Below are 19,373 nucleotides of genomic sequence, written 5' to 3' on the forward strand. Positions count from 1 at the left end.
TCGAATCCACCGGTTCGCACCTCCTACCAGCGGCCCAGGCAGCCTGACTAAGATCAACACATCGACCCTGTCCGTCGAAACGGGTCAAGCCCAGTATGCATTGAGCACGGCTACCACGTCGTACGACGCTTCTGCAGGCGCAGACTCCACTGGCCGCACCGCTTCGACCGGACCCACCGTCGCCTCTACATGGATGGCTTGGTCGCCACCGCTACCGATGCTGGCCAAGGTCCTCCACGCTGACGTCGCAACCGACGCCACCGCCGACCCCACAGCCGGGATCGCCGCAGTCACAGCCGGAATCGCCTGCTCGCTCACCCACCTCACAATGTGAGGCCTGGCATTTTCAAGAACATCGCGGGCCACGTCGACCGCGAGGTCACGAAACATCTGCTCGAACTCGGAGCGAAGGGATGACTGTGAGTCCATCACACGTCGCCGTCGACCACGTCGCCCGTGACCTGGCTCGGCCTGACGCTGCTCTCGTCAAGCGGCAGGAGACTGAACTCTGCAGGGCTCTCCGCTGGCCGGCAAAGACGCGTTGCGGCGTCGAAGCTGAAGCACATCGCTCGGTCTGGCATCGCTGACCCTCATCCCCCGAACCGCCCGCACCGCGCTGCATCGTCGCAGACACGTCGCAGAACGCGCCACCCGGCAATGTTTCCGCACCCTTAGAGCGTGTTTGAGAAGCCAAAGCCCTGGGTCGGCGACTCGACTTGATGACGAGTCTGGAGAATGGCCTGGTGTTGTCGCTGCGCTGGGACGTCAAGAACGTGGGATCGGCTGACCTGCACTGGGCGGTGGGATGTGATGACCTTACGGTTCACACCACCTACCTTGGGGATGGGCTTGGCTCGCTGTTGCAGGCTGCTCTTGATCTCCAGCTGGGATCCAGCGCAACGGTCGCGCTTTTAGAAGCTGAACCCGCTGGTACCTGGTTCATCTTCTCGGGCGCGACCGACGAGGTGTATGTCCAGATCGTGCAGTTCGATGATGTCGGTTCGGACGACCGTCGGTGGAGCGGTGGGGTCAGCCGGTGGCGAGGCCGCGTTGAGGTGGCCGGCCTGATCTCTGCGGTGCAGCGTATGGCGGAAGAGGCCCTCGATCGCGCCGGTTCTCTGGATCGCTACCAGCGGAACTGGGGCGGAATTCCGTTCCCGTCGGAGAAGCTGGCCGCGCTCCGGCAGGCGTGAATCTGCCGACCATCAGCCTCGCGTCGCAGAACCGATCAGGAGCCCCGGGTGCGCCGAAAGCGGTTGGGAAGGTATCTCATGCGTCGTCTGGCCAGCGCCTGCGTTGCTGACGGGTAGCGGGTCCGCCTCGGGTGAGACGGCGGACCATGCCGTTGATCGCGGCCCAGCGGATCATCGCTTCGGAGGTGGCCGGGTGGCGTTCGTAGTCTCGGGCCAGCCGCCGGTGTGCGGTCAGCCACGCAAGCGAGCGTTCGACGACCCAACGTCGGGCGATCACCGCGAACCCTTTCTGGCCAGGGGCCTTACGCACGATCTCCAGGGTGGTGCGCAGGATCCGCTGGCACCATTCGACCAGCACTCCGGCAAAGCCGGCGTCGGCGTAGACGAACCTGACTGGGGTGAGCAGGTACGCCGACAGCAGGGTGGTCTTGGCCCCGTCGCGGTCCTGCACGCTCGCGGCCATGACGCACACAACCAGCAGAAGCCCGAGGGTGTCGGTGACGATGAACCGCTTGCGGCCGTTGACTTTCTTTCCCGCGTCGTAGCCGCGGGTCTTGTCCGGCACGGTGTCGGCGCCCTTGACGCTTTGAGAGTCGATGATCCCGGCCGAGGGCTCCTCGGCACGGCCGTGGGCGGCGCGGACCCGCCGCCGCAGCGCGACCAGCAGTCGCTCGGTGACCTTGTCTTCCTCCCAGCGGGTGAAGTGCCAGTACACGGTCTGCCACGGTGGGAAGTCGATTGGCAGTTGTCGCCACGAGCAGCCGGTCCGCACCACATACAAGATGGCGTCCACCAGGTCGCGGCGCGGATGCTTCTCCGGCCGGCCGCTGGTGCTCCGTGGAGGCAGCAGCGGCTCAACGAGAGCCCATTGGGCGTCGGTCAGGTCCGAGGGGTAGCAGCGACGCACGCGCGGCATCCGACCACTATGGACATCGGCAGCGGAGCTGTCACGGCAACAGGCCGCCGATCATGAAGGCTTCTCAAACACGTTCTCAGAGGCCGAGCGGCACCGGCCGCCCTAGGCGTTTGATTGATCCGAGCTAGGGACGTCGGACGTCGCCGCGAGGTTTACATCCCACACACACTGCTCGCCACAACGATCGGCCTAGCCTCACAGCCCAAGTCAAATCGGGCGGCCTCCCGCCGCGAGTACGGACACGCTTGTACCGCGCCCGGTCAGCCTCAGGTCCACGCACCAACCAGGGTGGGTAATTGGGGAGCCGGTTATGCGGCTCGCGGCGCAGTCGCGAGCGTTCCCTTGTCGGGATCGGCCTGAAGTCTCGCCTTCAAGGAGCTGAACTCACAGGCGTAGCGGGCCCTACTGGGCTTCACTGGGTCGACAGTGAGATGGCGTCGGCTAGCGCGCGGAGGCGCCTCGCTCCCGCTAGAGCATCCCCGAGAACGTACGTCGCGAATTTCGGGTCGTCAGCCGGGTCGACCAGCCGCAGGGCACCGGCGTGCAAGCTTGACATGACGTCAATCGCATTGACGATCTCTTCTACACTCGGACGGAGTTCCGTTCTGCGCCCGTCCCGAGAAATATCTCGGGCAGAAATCGCCTCGCCCGCCTCTCCCTCCTCCTCAGCGAGCTTGGCAAGCAGGAACGACACGATTTCCAACTCCCGCCGGCGGTCTGCGATCAAGTCGTCGAGATCCGAAAGTCCGTTCGGAACGAGGAACAACTGGCCTATTTCGTACGGCCGAAGCCCCAAGGTGATCGAGGCCTCCGCGAGCGTTCCTAACCGGTCGGCGTCGAGCAGCACCCACTTCTTCTGCGACGCCATGTTCTTAATGGTGTCACCGCTGAAGCCGGGACCGACGATTGCGATGAAACTGGCATGATGGCGCCCTTTGTGGGTTTCGATCGCTACATCGCTAACGTCGGTGTGGGTAACATGGCCGGACGATCGCACCTTCGCTTCGATGATCGCCGTCGCTTGTGAACCGTCGCCGTTACGCCATCGGACAAGGATGTCCGTATCGCCAGATCTGCCGATCGTACGGGCCTCGAATCCCATAGCGAGAAAAGAGTCACAGATAGCTTTCTCGAAAGCCCGTCCGGCACCTTCGCCTCCGGCCAGAGGGTCCCTGGAGAGGCGGGCTAGGTCCTGCTTCACCTGAAGCGACTGAGGTCCGTCCGACACCCGCCGAGCGTCCTGCGTCTGAGCTGAACGCTCATGCGGAGCGCTCGGCACGTCGGCTAGAGGCAATTCAGCCGCCAGCGCGGCCCCTCGCGGCGTGGCCCGGAGACTCCCGTAGCGCGGCTCCTCTATCAGCCCGGTGTTGAGCAGGAAGCTGGCAATCCAGCGACACTTATCAATATTTAACCCGAATTGGGCCGCTTCAGAGTACATCTCGTTTCGAGTGACGTCATTTTCAACCGCACGGATCATCTCGCCGACGAATCGCATGTTGGCGTGCAAGATTCGTAAGAAGTTTACGTCCTCACCTGACTCGACCCAGGCTCTCGCCGCTGGTGTGGCCTCAAAAACCCCGCGACCCACCTCGACGAGAAGCCCCGACGCACGCAGGAACGGCAGCATCGACTCTACGCTGCTGCGCCTCAGGTCGAACGTCTCGCATATGAACGAGAAGAGCTCTTTCCGTTCGATCCGTCCCAGAGTCGCATTCATGATGGTTCTGAGATTTTCGACCTTATTGGGATTCGACGGTGGACTCGGCACCCAAATGTTGTAGGTGTTGCGCGACTCGTGCGTGCGCGCCGACGTCGAGAATTCCTCCAAAAGAGCAGCAATCTCGGCCGGAGCCTCAGGAATCTCGGCCACGCTAGCAGCTGCTGCACGGAAAGCATCAGGCCCCACCAGCACACGACCTACAAGCACAGTCCGCCCAGCTGGCGTTATGCCCCACCGCCGGTTGCCAACTGCCTCGATCAGGCCGAGAACCTCCTGCCAGTCCATCCGGATGCGAGTGTTTCCCTTGCTTTTCCAGGACTGCTTGTATCGCGCTCGAATACGCTCATCAACCTCGTCGACGGTGAGCGGCTCCACGGCGATCAGCGATAGGACCTCCGCGAACAGCCTGATGCGATCGGCCAGGATCGTCGCCAGACGTGCAGGCGTCGGATCGGACTGGAGCTGCAATCCGGTCGCGGTGAGGTGAAGCTCGTCCGCGGCGTTTCCGACGAGCTGGAGACCGCGAAGGAAGCCGTAGTAGTCCCGCCATGTCGCGGGCTCCAGTCTGGGAGCTGCGCCACCTTGACGTCGTTCGACGCTCTCGATGTCAAACGACAACTCCGGCTTCATGTCGAGGCCGACCGCGCGACCTTCGCCAACCTGCCTGACGAGCTCAAGGACCAACCGAAGCCACACGGCCTTACCGCCGAGCAGACCCGGGATCGCACTGGCCTGCTTGCGCCAGAGCGCCCTCTGTTCGGCGAAATCTTGGGGGCGGCCGAAGGTGTCACTCTGCGCCATGGAGGTCATAGTAGAAGTTCTCAAGGAAGTAATCAATACTATTATGGAGTTCTCTGACTCATGCAGGGATTACACGAGCATGCACCCACGACGATCGGGTTGCACCCGGAGCATCAGGGCGCCCGGCACCGCATCAGACCCCCCGTTTCGACGGCCAACCGTTCTCCTGCTGGTCGCTTCCCAAGCCGCGCGATCACCTCATCGCTGCCGGGCCACGTCACGGGGATTAGCGTCGACCACCCGACTTCACGTCGAAGATGCGCCGAACCCTCGACCTCTACGACCATCCATCCGCGGACGGGCGGGTCCTGTGTGTTGACAAGTTCGAGCTGCTGAACCTGCAACCCCGCCGGAACTGCCGACATCCGGGACAACTGGTCCGCTGCGGGCCACCTACACCCGCGACCAGGGCGTGCGACACCTGATCGCCGCATTGGACCTGGCCAAAGGGAAACTGCATTACCACATCCGGGACCGCAAACGCTGGCGCGAGTGCCACAGCTTCCTCAAGACCCTGCACCGCCGCTGCCCGACCAACGGCTCTGCCTGATCCTGGGCAACTTCTCCCACGCAATACCCGAGGGCCGCGCCTGGTGCGCCGAACTTCCACCCCACGAATCTGCGATCCCGCTGGTTGCGTTGCCGTCAACGTCTTAAGCGGCAGCCGGCGCCGGATGAACGAGGCGCTACCGGCGCTTCGACTTAGGCAGCCGAAAGAGAGGTAGCGCCACAAGCAACGCGCAGACAGCATGGTCGTGTCGAGGCATGTCAGACCGTGCCTTGTCAGCCGGATGCTCAGGCGTCCGCTCGCCTCGACCTAAGGAGCAGGGTGATGATGGTCAGCACTCTCAACCGGGACGAGCTACTCCAACTACCGGCGATGGTCGATCTCGCGACCGCCGCTCGCGCTCTCGGCGTCGGCCGAACGAAGGCCTACGAACTGGCGAAGAGCGGTGCCTTCCCCTGCCCGGTGCTTCGGATCGGAGCGACGTATCGCGTCCGCACGGTGGATCTGCTCGAGCTCATTGGCATCGAACAGCCGCAGCCCCGCCGCGAGGACGCTCCAGCCCGGACGGTCGCCTGACTACGTCTCGCGCTGACGGCCGGCCTCGTCGGGCGCAGCGGCCGCCCACGTCGGCCAGTATCGCCCGGCAAGCACGTCGTCGACGAGCAACGCGAGAATTCCGGACGGCGTGAGGTCAGGCCGCATCGCCGTCAGCCTCTCCAGCTCAGTAGGCGTGAGCCGGATCTTGACCTGCTGATCTCGCTTCTCACGTGTCGGCAGCGGCGGCAGGTTCTCGGCGACAGGACGCTGTCGCGGCATGCCTCAACTCCTCGGGCGGTCAGAACGAATAGGTGACGAGTCGAGGTTGCCACATCCCACACCGCCTATCACCAACCACCAACTCACGAGCCAGGCCGGCACCACGGATAGGTACCACTTTTAGGTACCATCGAGTCAAGTGCGCAGTAGCTTCACGCACGAGAACAGGGCGGAAGCCCATCCCTCATGGAAGGAACAGGACGCACGTGAGCGCCTCGGACCCGATCAAGAAGGTCACCCTTCGCAGCGGCAAGACCCGGTACCGGTTCGTCCTCGATGTCGGGCGCAAGCCGGACGGACGTCGCGACCAACGCACCTACACGTTCGACACCAGGAAGGAGGCCAGGGCGGAGTACGCCCGGATCAAGCACGAGACCGACCGCGGCACGTACGTCAAGCCCGGCAAGATCACGGTCGACGAGTTCCTCGACGAGTGGCTGACGTCTGCCACCCGCGATGTCGAGAGGGCAACTACCGCGAACTACCGCGACGCGCTCCTGCCGGTCCGCGCCCGTCTCGGTGCCAAGCCGCTCCAGGACATCACCGAGGCCGACATCGAGGCGCTGATCGACTGGATGCTGAAGGCAGGACGACGCCGGGGCGGCAAGCCGGGAACCGGGTTGGGTGTCCGGTCCGTCCGCCTGACTCTCGGCCGGCTCCGGACCGCGCTGAACGTCGCGGTTCGCCGCCAGCTCGTGGTGCGGAACGTCGCGGCGTTCGTGACCATCCCCCGCGCAGCGGCGAAGGCCGCCGCCGAGGAGAAGGCGAAGCGCAAGCCTGGACCCAGGAGGAGGTGAGATTGTTCCTGGCCGGCCTCACCGGCGAGCGCCTGCATGCCCCTTGCCTGCTGTCACTCATGGGCCTGCGACCCGCTGAGGTGTGCGGGCTGCGGTGGTCCGATGTCGACTTCCAGGCCGGCACGATCGCCGCCGGCGACAACACCCGGACGCTCGTCGACGGCGAGATCGAGGAGAAGGAGGCCAAGTCTGCAGCCGGCAGGCGCGGGCTACCGATGCCCGTCACGGTCGCGAAGGCGCTGAAGGCCTTCCAGACCCTGCAGAAGAAGGAACGCCTGCAGGCTGGCGAGGCTTACGTCGACAGCGGCTACGTTCTGGTCGACGAGCTCGGCCGCCCCCAACGCACCGACTGGCTGCGCCGCAGGGTCTACAAGCTGATGGAGAAGGTCGGCGTGCGGAAGGTGCGGCCCTACGATGCCCGCCACGCCTGCCTGACCTACCTCGCCGGCGCCGGAGTGCCCGACGTCGTCCTCGCTGCCTGGGCCGGCCACGCCGACGGCGGCACGCTCGCCAAACGCGTCTACGTCCACCCCGATAGCAGCCACCTCAAGGTGGCGGCCGAGCACCTCGAATCAGGCCTGTTCGGGTAACTCCAGCGCCCAAATTCAGCAGTACGGGCGTACGTGAGAAATTGTGAGACGAAACGGCAAAAGGCCCCGACTCACCGAAGTGAATCAAGGCCTCTGACCTGCCGAAACTCTGTCGGGACGGCCGGATTCGAACCGACGACCCCTTGACCCCCAGTCAAGTGCGCTACCAAGCTGCGCCACGTCCCGCCCCCGCAAGGTTTCCCCTGCGACAGCCGGTACAGCTTAGCGCAGCGCCTGCCGGTCGTCCGCACAGGCCCCACCCGGGTCGTGCGGGTCGCGAACCACCGCACACCGCCTAGAGCGTCCTAGGAGGGTGGGGTAGGGAAATGCCGGATGGCCTCGGAGGACCATCCGGCATTTTGGGCGTGCAGGGTCAGCCGTGCGCCTTGCCTCGGCCGCCGGGGCCGAGCTTCTTGCGGGGGCGTACCGAGATCTCGATGGGGCTGCCCTCGTACCCGAACTCCTCGCGGAGCTTGCGCTCGACGAAGCGCTGGTATCCGGCGTCCAGCGGGCCGGTGGTGAAGAGCACGAACCGCGGCGGCGCCACCCCGGCCTGGGTGGCGAACAGGATGCGTGGCGCGCGTCCGCCGCGCACCGGGTGCGGGGTGGCCTGCACCAGCGCGGTCAGCCACTGGTTGAGGTACGCGGTCGGCACCCGGGTCTCCCAGCTGGCGAGCGCCTTGTTCAGGGCCGGGGCCAGCTTGTCCACCGCGCGGCCGGTCATGGCCGACAGGTTCAGGCGGATCGCCCAGGGGATGCGGCGCAGCTCCCGGTCGATCTCCTTGTCCAGGTAGTACCGGCGGTCGGCGTCGACCAGGTCCCACTTGTTGAACGCGATGACGAGCGCCCGGCCCGCCTCGGTCACCATCGTCAGGATCCGCTGGTCCTGCTCGCTGATCGGCTCGCTGGCGTCCAGCAGCACCACGGCCACCTCGGCGGCCTCGATCGCGCCGGCGGTACGCAGGCTGGCGTAGTACTCGGTGCCGCTGGCCTTGCCGACCCGCTTGCGCAGACCGGCCGTGTCGACCAGCTGCCAGGTCTGACCGCCGATGTCGACCAGGCTGTCCACCGGGTCCACAGTGGTGCCGGCGACCGAGTCGACGACCGCCCGCTCCTCGCCGGAGAACCGGTTGAGCAGGCTGGACTTGCCCACGTTCGGCCGACCGACAAGCGCCACCCGGCGCGGCCCGCGCGGCCGGTTCTCCACGATCTCCGGGGCCTCCGGCAGCGCGGCGAGGATGGCGTCCAACAGGTCACCGGAGCCGCGTCCGTGCAGCGCGGAGACCGGGAACGGCTCGCCGAGGCCGAGCGACCACAACGAGGTGGCCTCCATCTCGATGGCGGTGTTGTCGGCCTTGTTCGCCACCAGGATCACCGGCTTGGCGCTGCGCCGCAGCATCTTCACCGCGGCCTCGTCCACGTCCGTGGAGCCCACCATGGCGTCGACCACGAAGAGGACCACGTCGGCGGTGACCACTGCCGTCTCGGCCTGCGCCGCGATGGCCGCGGCCCGGTCCTTCGCGTCCGGTTCCCAACCGCCGGTGTCCACCACGGTGAACGACCGGCCGTTCCACTGCGCGTCGTACGGCACCCGGTCGCGGGTCACGCCGGGGACGTCCTCGACGACTGCCTGTCGACGGCCGATGATCCGGTTGACCAGGGTGGACTTGCCCACGTTCGGACGACCCACCACGGCCACCACCGGCTGCGGGCCGGTCGGCTCCTCGACGGCGACGTCGGGCTCGCGCAACTCAACCCATCCACCTGGATCGCTCATGCCACGCCCCGCTCGGTGAGCAGGTCACGCAGCCGGAGCACGACCTCGTCGATGCCCAGCTCGGTCGTGTCCAGTACGACGGCATCCGGCGCCTGGGCCAACGGGTTGACCTTGCGGGTCGAGTCGAGCCGGTCCCGGCGGGCCAGGTCGGCGGCGGTGGCCGCCACGTCGGCGGCGTCCTCCGCGCTGCGCCGGGCAGCCCGTGCGGCCTCGGAGGCGGTCAGGAAGACCTTCAGGTCGGCGTCCGGGGCCACGACCGAGCCGATGTCACGGCCCTCGACCACCATCCGACCGGCGTTGGCGATCATCTCGCGCTGCCGTGCCACCAGCAGCTCGCGGACCGCCGGCACGGCGGCGACGGCGGAGACCGCCCCGGTCACCTCGGGGCCGCGGATCTCCGCGTCCACTCCCACGCCGTCGACGCTCACGGCGTACCCCTGCGGATGGGTGCCGATGTGCAGGTTGACCTCGCTGGCGACCTTGGCCACCGACGCGGTGTCGGTGAGGTCCACGCCGGAGCGCAGGACGGCCCACGTGATCGCCCGGTACATCGCCCCGGTGTCCAGGTAGCGCGCACCGATGCCGGCGGCGAGCCGCCGCGACACGGTGGACTTACCCGAACCGGACGGCCCGTCCACAGCGACCACACATCGCCCGGCCCGTACGTTTTCCTCCACCGTGTCCTCCTCAGCCCGTACCTCACGGATCGCCCGGTGCTCTGGCGCCGCAAGCGGTTTGTCAATCGTCATCAATCATGCCCGGGGTCCGTGGCGGACCCACGCGCGCCGCCGCCCGAGGCGACCCACGCCACCTCCGGCGGCCGCGTTCCGGCCGTCGCGAGCCTACCGGCAGCCGTACCCCGAACCTCGGGGGTCAGTCACCCACCGCGTTGAACAGGGCGGCGACCTCCGCGTTGGTCAGGCGCCGGAGACGCCCGGTGCGCAAATCGCCCAACCGGATCGGACCGATGGAGGTACGCACCAGACGGGTGACCGGGTGCCCGACCTCGTCCATCAACCGCCGGACGATGTGCTTGCGCCCTTCGTGCAGGCTCAGCTCCACCTGGGCGCTCTTGCCCAGGGTGCCCACCACCTTGAACGAGTCGACCTTGACCGGTCCGTCCTCCAGCTCGACACCCGCGAGGAGCCGCTTGCTGAGGTTGCGCGGGATCGGCCCGACCACCTCGGCCAGGTAGGTCTTCAGCACCTCGTACGAGGGGTGCATGAGTTTGTGCGCGAGGTTGCCGTCGTTGGTGAGCAGCAGCAGGCCCTCGCTGTCCGCGTCGAGCCGCCCGACGTGGTAGACCCGCTGATCCAGCCGTCTGCCGATGAAGTCGGCCAGCTCGGTGCGTCCCTTCTCGTCCGCCATGGTGGTGACCACCCCACGCGGCTTGTTCATCGCCACGTAGACCAGGCGGATGTCGACCTGCAGGCGCTCGCCGTCCACGTGGATCACCGCAGTGGCCGGGTCGACCTTGTCGCCGAGCTTCGCGACCCGCCCGTCCACGGTCACCCGGCGTCGGAAGATCAGGTCCTCGCAGGCACGCCGGGAGCCCACGCCGGCGGCGGCGAGCACCTTCTGCAGGCGCTCCGCCCCCTCGTAGACGGGGGCGTCGGATTTCGGGGAACGGTTATCGGGTCGCATCAGCAAGCTCTTCTACGTCGTCGGGCAGGAAGGGTGCGAGAGGTGGCAGCTCGTCGACGGTGTTCAGCCCGAGCTTCTCCAGGAACAGCGTGGTGGTCCGGTAGAGGAACGCCCCGCTGTCCGGTTCGGCGCCGCACTCCTCAACGAGGCCGCGGGTGACCAGCGTACGGACGACGCCGTCGCAGTTGACACCCCGGATGGCCGAGATCCGCGACCGGGTCACCGGCTGCTTGTACGCGACCACGGCCAGAGTCTCCAACGCCGCCTGGGTCAGCCGCACGGACTGCCCGTCCAGGACGAACCGCTCGACGTACGTAGCGTATTCCGGCCGGGTGTACAACCGCCAACCGCCCGCAGCCCTGCGCAGCTCGAACCCGTGCCCGGCGGCCGTGTAACCGGCGGCGATCTCGTCGAGCATCGGCCCGATCCGCTCGGCCGGCTGCTCCAACACCTGAGCCAGGACCAGCTCGCTGACCGGTTCGTCCACCACCAGCAGGATCGCCTCCAGCGCGCCGCGCAGCTCGGCGTCGGGCAGGTCGGGCGCGGGCTCCGGCGCGGCCGTCACGCGCCGCCGCCCCACAACCTCCCGCCGAGGTACGCCCCCAGCCCGCTCCCCCACCTGAGCCGCAGGAGTCTCGGCCACCCCGACCGCCTCACGAGGCTCGGAGGGCTCGCCCGACTCGGCGGACTCGGCCGGCTCGGAGGGCTCGGCCGGCTCGGAGGGCTCGGCCGGCTCAGAGGGCTCGGAGGGCTCGGCCGGCTCGGCAGACTCGGCAGACTCGGCAGACTCGGCAGACTCGGCAGACTCGGCAGACTCGGCAGAGATCTTGGAAGACTGCGGCCCCTGGAGGGGCGACTTGCCTCCGAGATCTTCGGCGGACATCGGCGGGACGGTGACCGCCCCAGGTGATTTTGCGGATTGGTCAGTCTCGCGTTCTCCGTCGACCGCGACGGCGCTGGGAGCCGCGGGGACCGTGCGGGTGCCGTGTTGCGCGGGCGCTTCGGGTGCACCGGCGGACGCGGGAGCGGCGGCAGCCTCGGCAGGTTCAGCAGCGTCGGGAGTCTCAGCAGCGTCGGAGGGCTCGGCAGCGTCGGAGGGCTCGGCAGCGTCGAAAGACTCAGCAGCCTCGGGCGCCTCGGCGGGGGTTGGGGCCAGTGGGCGGGGACGATTCCACGGCGGGACCCAGGCGGCGGCCTGGTCGGCCAGGGAGTCCCGGCGTTCCTCGTCACTCATCCCGCTCACCCTCCGTCGTTCCCGTTCCGCCCGCGCCCGCGGACTCCGCGCCGACCTCCCCCGCCGATCCAGGCCCGGCCTCCGCCGTCGGCTCCGGCCCCGAGGGCGGGTCGGGGTCGGCGGGGGTGCCGGCGTACTCGTCGACGTGCAGTTCTGTCTCGCCGTCGACCGGGCCGGTCCAGCGCACGGTCAGCTCCTCCAGGGCCTGCTCCTGCACGAAGGCCACCAGACCCTCCCGGTACAGCTCCAGCAGCGCCAGGAACCGTGCCACCACCTCCAGGGTGGCCTCGCAGTCCGCGCACAGCAGCGAGAACGTCGCCGTGCCGGCCCGGCGCAGCCGGGAGGCGAGGATCGCCGCGTGTTCGCGGACGCTGACCCGGACCATGTGCACGTGGGCGATGGACACCTCCGGCACGGGCTTCGGGGTCATCGCCCGCACGGCCAGCTTCAGCAGTCGCTGCGGGCCGATGCCGAGCACCAGGTCGGGCAGCGCCTCGGCGTAGCGGGGCTCCAGGCTGACCGCCCGGGGATACCGGCGACCGCCGACCGCCTCCAGCTCGGCGATGTGGGCGGCGGCCTCCTTGTACGCCTTGTACTGCAGGAGCCGGGCGAAGAGCAGGTCGCGCGCCTCCAGCAGGGCCAGGTCCGCCTCGTCCTCCACCTCGGCGGCGGGCAGCAGCCGGGCCGCCTTCAGGTCGAGCAGGGTCGCGGCGATGAGCAGGAACTCGCTGGCCTCGTCGAGGTCCCAGCTGTCGCCCATGGCGCGGATGTAGGCGATGAACTCGTCGGTGACCGTGTGCAGGGCCACCTCGGTGACGTCGAGCTTGTGCTTGCCGATCAGTTGCAGCAGCAGGTCGAACGGGCCGGTGAAGTTGGCCAGCCGCACCGTGAAGCCGGTGGCAGCCGTGTCGGCAGCCAGGTCGGCGGGCGGGGCGGCGGGCGGCACGCCGTCGACCACGGCCGCAGCAGCGGCTTCGGGCGGGTCGAGGGGTGGCGCGGTCACCGCACGACCGTAGTCCACGACACGGACACGGGGCGTTCCGGCTACCGCTCCGACTGGGCGGCGATCACCTCACGGGCCAACTGACGGTAGTTGCGCGCCCCGGAGGACGCCGGGTCCATCGTCGTGATCGGGGCACCGGCCACGGTGGACTCGGGGAACTTCACCGTCTTGGTGATGACCGTCTGGTAGACCTTGTCGCCGAACGCCTCGACCACCCGCTGGAGCACCTGCCGGCAGTGGGTGGTGCGGCTGTCGTACATGGTGGCGAGGATGCCTTCGAGTTCCAGGTCGAAGTTGAGCCGCTCGCGCACCTTGTCGATGGTGTCCAGCAGGAGCGCGACGCCGCGCAGGCTGAAGAACTCGCATTCGAGGGGGATGAGCACGCCGTGCGCGACGGTCAGCGCGTTGATCGCCAGCAGGCCGAGGGACGGCTGGCAGTCGATCAGGATGTAGTCGTACTCCTTGCGGACGGTCCGCAGCACCCGGGCGAGGGCCATCTCCCGGGCGACCTCGTTGACGAGCTGGATCTCGGCGGCGGAGAGGTCGATGTTGGCCGGCAGCAGGTGCAGACCCGCGACGTCGGTCTTGATGAGGACGTCCTCGGCGGTCACGTCGTCCTGCATGAGCAGGTTGTAGACGGACAGGTCGAGGTTGTGCGGGTTGACCCCCAGGCCCACCGAGAGCGCGCCCTGCGGGTCGAAGTCGACGAGCAGCACCTTGCGGCCGTACTCGGCCAGCGCCGCGCCCAGGTTGATGGTGGTCGTGGTCTTGCCGACGCCACCCTTCTGATTGGCCATCGCGATGATGCGCGCGGGGCCGTGCCGGTCGGTGGGCATCGGCTCGGGGATCGGCTTGCGCATCGTGTAGGCAGCCGGGTCCGCGGGACCCAGGTCCGCGCCGAGCGTGGCCTGCTGCTCGCGGAGCTCCGACGTCCAGGTCTCGGCACGGTCACCGTTGCCAGCCATGTGCTCGTTGCCCCCTCCCGACGACCCACCCGGCGTCGGAGCCGTCCGACGTCCTTCGCGGCGCCGCTGCGCACCCCGGTCGTGTCGCCCCAGGAGGTCCGCGCCGATGCCGACTGTACGCCACCGACCAGCAGGGCGTTCGGCACCGGCCCGGCGTGTCGAAGCCGACGACGGCCGGGGTTCAGCCGAGGGCGCGCGGGTGGGCCGTGGCGTACACCTCGCGCAGCCGCTCGACGGTGACGAGGGTGTAGACCTGGGTGGTGGTCACCGAGGCGTGGCCGAGCAACTCCTGGACCACCCGGACGTCGGCGCCGCCGTCGAGCAGGTGGGTGGCGTACGAGTGGCGCAGGGTGTGCGGGGAGACCGCGGCGGCGCCCTCGACCGGCAGGCCGGCCCGCCCGGCGGCGCGGCGCAGGATGGCCCAGGCGCCCTGCCGGGACAGCGCCCCGCCGCGCGCGTTCAGGAAGACGGCGGGGGTTCCCTTGCCGCCGGCGGCCAGAGCGGGGCGGGCCCGGACCAGGTAGGCGCGCACCGCCTCGACGGCGTACCCGCCGATCGGCACCAGCCGCACCCGGCCGCCCTTGCCGCGCAGCAGCACGGTGCCCTCGTCGGGGTCGAGGTCGTCGATCGCGGCGCCGATCGCCTCGGAGATCCGCGCGCCGGTGCCGTAGAGGAACTCCAGCAGCGCCCGGTCGCGCAGCGCGAGCGGCGCGTCCTCGCCGGTCGCGGTGATCGCACCGGCGGTCTCCAGGAGCCGGACCACGTCGTCGACTCCCAGCGCGCGGGGCAGCCGGCGCGGCGGGGTGGGCGGGCGGACGTCGCGGCTGGGGTCGGCGCCGGCCAGCCCCTCGCGCAGCGCGAAGCGGTGCAGGCCGCGGACCGCGCTGGCCGCGCGGGCGGCGGACGACACGGCGAGGGGCGGATGGTCGTCGTCTCCGGCGCGCAGCCGGGCCAGGTGCGACTCGACGACGCCGGCGCCGACCGACGCGAGGTCGGCGACGCCGGCGTCGGCCAGGGTCGTGAGATAGCGGTCCAGATCCCGGCGGTACGAGGCGAGGGTGTTCGCGGACAGGCCGCGCTCGACGGTGAGGTGGTCGAGGTAGCCGCGGACGGCACGGCGCAGGGCCGGCGCGGGCTCGACGCCCGCACCGGCCCGTTCGGCCGTGGAGTCGGTCAGCCCAGGACCTCGGCCAGCGGGAGCACGGGCATGCCGTGCGCCTCGGCGACCGGACCGTAGGTGACCTGGCCGTCGTGGGTGTTCAGACCCAGGGCGAGGGCCGGGTCGCGACGCAGCGCCTCGCGCCAGCCGTGGTTGGCCAACTCCAGGGCGTACGGCAGGGTGACGTTGGTCAGCGCGTAGGTGCTGGTGTTCGGCACCGCGCCGGGCATGTTCGCCACGCAGTAGAAGATCGACTCGTGCACCTTGTAGACCGGGTCGGCATGCGTGGTGGGGCGCGAGTCCTCGAAGCAGCCGCCCTGGTCGATGGCGATGTCGACGAGCACGCTGCCGGGCTTCATCCGGGAGACCAGCTCGTTGGAGATCAGCGTCGGGGCCTTCGCGCCGGGCACCAGCACCGCGCCGATGACCAGGTCGGCGTCGAGCACGGCCCGCTCGATCTCGTACGCGTTGGAGGCGACGGTCTGCAGGTGACCCCGGTAGATGGCGTCGGCCTGGCGCAGCCGGGCGACGTTCTTGTCCAGCAGCAGCACCTCGGACTGCAGGCCCAGGGCGATGGCGGCGGCGTTCATGCCGGAGACGCCGGCGCCGATGACGACGGTCTTCGCCGCGTACACGCCGGAGACGCCGCCGGGCAGCACGCCGCGCCCACCGCCGGTGCGCATCATGTAGAACGCGCCGACCTGCGGGGCGAGCCGGCCGGCCACCTCTGACATCGGGGCGAGCAGCGGCAACGACCGGTCGGGCAGCTCGACGGTCTCGTACGCGATGCCGGTGACCTTGCGGTCGACCAGCGCGTCCGTGCACGACTTGGAGGCGGCCAGGTGCAGGTAGGTGAAGAGCACCTGCCCCTCGCGCATCCGGTGGTGCTCCTCGGCGATCGGCTCCTTGACCTTGAGCACCAGCTCGGCGGTGTCCCACACCTCGTCGGCGGTGGCCAGGATCTTGGCGCCCGCCGCGGCGAACTCCTCATCGGTGATGCTGGAGCCGACTCCGGCGCCGGACTCGACGAAGACCTGGTGGCCGCTGCGGGTGAACTCGTTGACGCCCGCTGGCGTGATCGCCACGCGGTACTCGTGGTTCTTGACCTCGCGTGGGATTCCGACCTTCACGATGCAGACACCTCTCTTCGGGGCTGCTTCCCCCCGACTGCTCGGTGCCGCGACGGCCCCATTGCCGCCACGGTCCACCGGTCCCGCCGGCGGCAGTCTAGGCGCGTCCGGCCCCGCCGGGAGCCAGCACAGTGGCATCCGGTGCCCGGGTGACCTGACGGAGTGTCAGCGCGCCGAACGGGCCGGCATTGGGACGTCACCTCAGCCGTCAGGACAGTGTTCGCCCATTATCGTCCCATCTGCCGTGTGGCGGTGCGGACAGCCGGCGAGTGGATCACTAGTGTGTCCGCCCATGACCACTCCTCCATACCAGCCCGGGTACGCCCCGGGTTACTCCGACAAGAGCAAGGTCGTCGCGGGCATCCTCGGCATCCTGCTCGGCACCTTCGGGGCCGGTCGGTTCTACACCGGACACACCAAGATCGCTGTTCTCCAGCTCGTCGTGAGCCTGGTGACGTGCGGCGTCGGCGCGCTCTGGGGCGTCATCGACGGCATCCTGATCCTGGTCAACGGCGGCACGGACGCGCAGGGTCGCCCGCTGCGGGACTGACCGGCCACGCCGACACGAGAAGGGGCCCCGCGGCTGACCGCGGGGCCCCTTCTCGCGTACCCACCGATCGGGAAGGACCGGCGGCGGCGCTCAGCGCGGCAGCGGCGCCTCCGCCCGACGCAGCGCCGCGAAGCCGGTGTCCCGGGCGCGGGCCGCCGCGAGCAGGCCGGCCACCGCGGACGCGTTGGTGATCTCGCCGGCCAGGACCATGTCGACCGCCTCGTCCAGGGCCATCCGGACGATCTGCAGGTCGGCCTCCTCGTCACGGCGCTCGTGACGCTCCCCCGCCGGCACGTCGGCCAGGTCCCGGGCCAGGTAGACCCGGACGATCTCGTTGGTGAACCCCGGCGAGCTGTGCAGGTCGACAAGCACGTCGATCCGCCCGGCGGTGAGGTCGGCCTCCTCGGCCAGTTCCCGCAGCGCGGCGGCCGGCAGCTCCTCGCCGGAGACGTCCATCAGCCCGGCGGGCAGCTCCCACAGGTGCCGGCCGATCGGGTGCCGGTACTGCCGGATCAGCACCACCTGACCGGCGTCGTCGAGGGCCACCACGGCCACCGCCCCGACGTGCCGGACGAGGTCACGCAGCGCGGTCCCGCCGCCCGGCATGGTCACCTTTTCGGTGACCACGTCGAAGATCCGACCCCGATAGCGCTCCTCGCGGGAGCGCACCTCGTAGCGGTGCTCACTGTCGCTCACGCCGTCGCCCCGCTGCTGAGCCTGCTGGTTCGCTCGCTCCGCTCGCTCACGAGGCCGACGCGGCCTTCGTCGCGGCGCCGTTGCGGGCGGCCTTGCGCGCCGACGGGGCCTCCGACGGGGTCTCGGACGCGGCCTCCAGGTCGACCGGCAACTGGTCGGCCTGCGAGTACGTCACGGCGGCCCGGACGAACGACGCGAACAGCGGGTGCGGGCGGGTGGGACGGCTCTTCAGCTCCGGATGCGCCTGCGTGGCCACGAAGAACGGGTGCAGATCCCGGTCCAGCTCGATGAACTCGACCAGCCGGCCGTCCGGGGAGGTGCCGGAGATGTGCAGGCCCGCCTTGGTCAGCGCGTCCCGGTAGGCGTTGTTGACCTCGTAGCGGTGCCGGTGCCGCTCGCTGATGTCGGTGCTGCCGTACGCCTCGGCGACGATCGAGCCCTCGGTCAGCGTCGCCGGGTACGCCCCGAGCCGCATGGTGCCGCCCAGGTCGCCCTTGCCGGCGACGATGTCCTCCTGGTCGGCCATCGTGGCGATGACCGGGTGCGCGGCCTGCTCGTCGAACTCCAGCGAGTTGGCGCCGTCCAGGCCGGCCAGGTGCCGGGCCACGTCGATCGTCATGCACTGCAGGCCGAGGCAGAGGCCGAGCAGGGGGATGCCGTTCTCCCGGGCGTACCGGGCCGTGCCGATCTTGCCCTCGATGCCACGGACCCCGAACCCGCCCGGGATGAGGATGCCGTCCACGCCGGCCAGGGCGGCCGCCGCGCCGGCCGGGGTGACGCACTCGTCGCTAGGCACCCAGCGCAGCTGCACCCGCGCCCGGTGACCGAAACCGGCCGCCCGGATCGCCTCGCTCACCGACAGGTACGCGTCCGGCAGGTCGACGTACTTGCCGACCACGGCGACGGTGACCGTGTGCCGGGGCCGGTGCACCCGCTCCAGCAGGTCGTCCCAGCTCGCCCAGTCCACGTCCCGGAACGACAGCCCGAGCCGGCGCACCACGTACGCGTCGAGCCCCTCGCGGTGCAGCACCTTCGGGATGTCGTAGATGCTCGGGGCGTCCGGCGCGGCGACGACCGCCTCGGCGTCGACGTCGCAGTACAGCGACAGCTTCTCCTTGAGCTTCACCGGGATCTCCCGGTCACAGCGCAGCACGATGGCGTCCGGCTGGATGCCGATGTTGCGCAGCTGCGCCACGGAGTGCTGGGTCGGCTTGGTCTTCAGCTCGCCCGACGGCGCCAGGTACGGCACCAGCGACACGTGCAGGTAGAAGCAGTTGTCCCGGCCCAGGTCGTGGCGCACCTGGCGGATCGCCTCCAGGAACGGCAGCGACTCGATGTCGCCGACGGTGCCACCGACCTCGGTGATGACCACGTCGGGCAGGACGCCGTCGTCGTCCGGGTCGGCCATCGCCAGGATCCGCGACTTGATCTCGTTGGTGATGTGCGGGATGACCTGGACGGTGTCGCCCAGGTACTCCCCCCGGCGCTCCTTGGCGATCACGTCGGAGTAGATCTGGCCGGTGGTGACGTTCGCCTTGCCGGACAGGGCCCGGTCCAGGAAACGCTCGTAGTGCCCGACGTCGAGGTCGGTCTCGGCGCCGTCCTCGGTGACGAAGACCTCGCCGTGCTGGAACGGGTTCATCGTCCCGGGGTCGACGTTGAGGTAGGGGTCGAGCTTCTGCATCACCACGCGCAGCCCGCGCGCGGTCAACAGGTTGCCGAGGCTGGAGGCGGTGAGGCCCTTACCCAGCGAGGAGGCGACGCCCCCGGTGACGAAAATGTGCCTGGTCGTCCGTGCTGATGGGGCCAAGGCCTGCTCCCGTGTCGTCTGTCGCGGTCATGCAGACCGCCGTGCTCGATCAGCAAAGTGATCA

General features: G+C 69.1%; 19 protein-coding genes, 1 tRNA gene and 1 pseudogene. 6 read left to right on the forward strand and 15 right to left on the reverse strand.

Going from position 1 to position 19,373, the window contains the following annotated elements; translation table 11 throughout:
• Positions 1-84: 84 nt before the first annotated feature.
• The gene (locus tag ACFYPR_RS31555; protein WP_387264234.1) at positions 85-429 is read right to left on the reverse strand and encodes a hypothetical protein; all 345 of its coding nucleotides are present in this window, start codon (positions 427-429) and stop codon (positions 85-87) included.
• A 290-nt stretch (positions 430-719) separates the two neighbouring features.
• On the opposite strand from ACFYPR_RS31555, the gene ACFYPR_RS31560 reads away from it, so the two are divergent.
• Complete coding sequence (locus ACFYPR_RS31560; RefSeq protein WP_354859408.1) at positions 720-1,193, forward strand: hypothetical protein; 474 nt, start codon at positions 720-722, stop codon at positions 1,191-1,193.
• A gap of 76 nt (positions 1,194-1,269) precedes the next feature.
• Here ACFYPR_RS31560 and ACFYPR_RS31565 read toward each other — a convergent pair whose 3' ends face one another.
• Positions 1,270-2,109, reverse strand: coding sequence for an IS5 family transposase (locus tag ACFYPR_RS31565; RefSeq protein WP_354859405.1), 840 nt, complete (start codon positions 2,107-2,109; stop codon positions 1,270-1,272).
• A 412-nt stretch (positions 2,110-2,521) separates the two neighbouring features.
• Positions 2,522-4,630, reverse strand: a complete 2,109-nt coding sequence (locus ACFYPR_RS31570) for a restriction endonuclease (RefSeq protein WP_354859402.1) — start codon at positions 4,628-4,630, stop codon at positions 2,522-2,524.
• A gap of 412 nt (positions 4,631-5,042) precedes the next feature.
• Between ACFYPR_RS31570 and ACFYPR_RS31575 the strand changes: the two genes are divergently transcribed.
• Complete coding sequence (locus ACFYPR_RS31575; protein WP_354859399.1) at positions 5,043-5,180, forward strand: hypothetical protein; 138 nt, start codon at positions 5,043-5,045, stop codon at positions 5,178-5,180.
• Between the two features lie 282 nt (positions 5,181-5,462).
• The gene (locus ACFYPR_RS31580) at positions 5,463-5,714 is read left to right on the forward strand and encodes a helix-turn-helix domain-containing protein (RefSeq protein WP_354859396.1); all 252 of its coding nucleotides are present in this window, start codon (positions 5,463-5,465) and stop codon (positions 5,712-5,714) included.
• Here ACFYPR_RS31580 and ACFYPR_RS31585 read toward each other — a convergent pair whose 3' ends face one another.
• Positions 5,715-5,954: a hypothetical protein gene (locus ACFYPR_RS31585; protein ID WP_354859395.1), complete on the reverse strand. Its 240-nt coding sequence runs from the start codon at positions 5,952-5,954 to the stop codon at positions 5,715-5,717.
• A 206-nt stretch (positions 5,955-6,160) separates the two neighbouring features.
• Here ACFYPR_RS31585 and ACFYPR_RS31590 point away from each other — a divergent pair, with 206 nt between their 5' ends.
• Positions 6,161-6,751, forward strand: coding sequence for an Arm DNA-binding domain-containing protein (locus ACFYPR_RS31590; RefSeq protein WP_354859392.1), 591 nt, complete (start codon positions 6,161-6,163; stop codon positions 6,749-6,751).
• 2 nt (positions 6,752-6,753) lie between these two features.
• Entirely contained in the window at positions 6,754-7,341 is a 588-nt protein-coding gene (locus ACFYPR_RS31595) for a site-specific integrase (protein WP_354859391.1), read from the forward strand.
• A 112-nt stretch (positions 7,342-7,453) separates the two neighbouring features.
• Here ACFYPR_RS31595 and ACFYPR_RS31600 read toward each other — a convergent pair.
• The 9 genes and pseudogenes from ACFYPR_RS31600 to ald all read right to left on the reverse strand — a co-directional run bounded on the left by ACFYPR_RS31600 (position 7,454) and on the right by ald (position 16,253).
• Positions 7,454-7,527 (reverse strand) — tRNA-Pro (locus ACFYPR_RS31600).
• 187 nt (positions 7,528-7,714) lie between these two features.
• Positions 7,715-9,118 carry a ribosome biogenesis GTPase Der gene (gene der / locus ACFYPR_RS31605; protein ID WP_387264242.1) on the reverse strand — a complete coding sequence of 468 codons (1,404 nt, stop codon included), beginning with the start codon at positions 9,116-9,118 and terminating at the stop codon, positions 7,715-7,717.
• Complete coding sequence (gene cmk / locus ACFYPR_RS31610; protein ID WP_354859386.1) at positions 9,115-9,795, reverse strand: (d)CMP kinase; 681 nt, start codon at positions 9,793-9,795, stop codon at positions 9,115-9,117. The genes der and cmk overlap by 4 nt, the downstream gene beginning before the upstream one ends.
• A gap of 196 nt (positions 9,796-9,991) precedes the next feature.
• Entirely contained in the window at positions 9,992-10,762 is a 771-nt protein-coding gene (locus tag ACFYPR_RS31615) for a pseudouridine synthase (RefSeq protein WP_234581858.1), read from the reverse strand.
• Positions 10,749-11,315: pseudogene (gene scpB, locus ACFYPR_RS31620) on the reverse strand (SMC-Scp complex subunit ScpB); the annotation flags it as partial. The pseudogene scpB and the gene ACFYPR_RS31615, both read right to left, overlap by 14 nt.
• 673 nt (positions 11,316-11,988) lie before the next feature.
• Positions 11,989-12,999, reverse strand: a complete 1,011-nt coding sequence (locus tag ACFYPR_RS31625; protein WP_387264246.1) for a segregation and condensation protein A — start codon at positions 12,997-12,999, stop codon at positions 11,989-11,991.
• A gap of 41 nt (positions 13,000-13,040) precedes the next feature.
• Complete coding sequence (locus ACFYPR_RS31630; protein WP_030334877.1) at positions 13,041-13,964, reverse strand: ParA family protein; 924 nt, start codon at positions 13,962-13,964, stop codon at positions 13,041-13,043.
• Positions 13,965-14,145: 181 nt separating this feature from the next.
• A complete protein-coding gene (locus ACFYPR_RS31635; RefSeq protein ID WP_355069071.1) occupies positions 14,146-15,141 on the reverse strand; it encodes a site-specific tyrosine recombinase XerD in 996 nt (331 codons plus the stop codon).
• Positions 15,138-16,253: an alanine dehydrogenase gene (gene ald / locus ACFYPR_RS31640; protein WP_354859379.1), complete on the reverse strand. Its 1,116-nt coding sequence runs from the start codon at positions 16,251-16,253 to the stop codon at positions 15,138-15,140. Before ald ends, ACFYPR_RS31635 begins: the two co-directional genes overlap by 4 nt.
• A 226-nt stretch (positions 16,254-16,479) precedes the next feature.
• Between ald and ACFYPR_RS31645 the strand changes: the two genes are divergently transcribed.
• Positions 16,480-16,803 carry a TM2 domain-containing protein gene (locus ACFYPR_RS31645; protein ID WP_387186438.1) on the forward strand — a complete coding sequence of 108 codons (324 nt, stop codon included), beginning with the start codon at positions 16,480-16,482 and terminating at the stop codon, positions 16,801-16,803.
• Between the two features lie 90 nt (positions 16,804-16,893).
• On the opposite strand, the gene ACFYPR_RS31650 is transcribed toward ACFYPR_RS31645, so the two are convergent.
• Positions 16,894-17,499, reverse strand: a complete 606-nt coding sequence (locus ACFYPR_RS31650) for an NUDIX domain-containing protein (RefSeq protein WP_387264249.1) — start codon at positions 17,497-17,499, stop codon at positions 16,894-16,896.
• Between the two features lie 46 nt (positions 17,500-17,545).
• Positions 17,546-19,309: a CTP synthase gene (locus tag ACFYPR_RS31655; RefSeq protein ID WP_354859373.1), complete on the reverse strand. Its 1,764-nt coding sequence runs from the start codon at positions 19,307-19,309 to the stop codon at positions 17,546-17,548.
• Positions 19,310-19,373: the final 64 nt, after the last annotated feature.

The organism is Micromonospora sp. NPDC005254, assembly GCF_042872525.1.
Taxonomy (GTDB): domain Bacteria; phylum Actinomycetota; class Actinomycetes; order Mycobacteriales; family Micromonosporaceae; genus Micromonospora.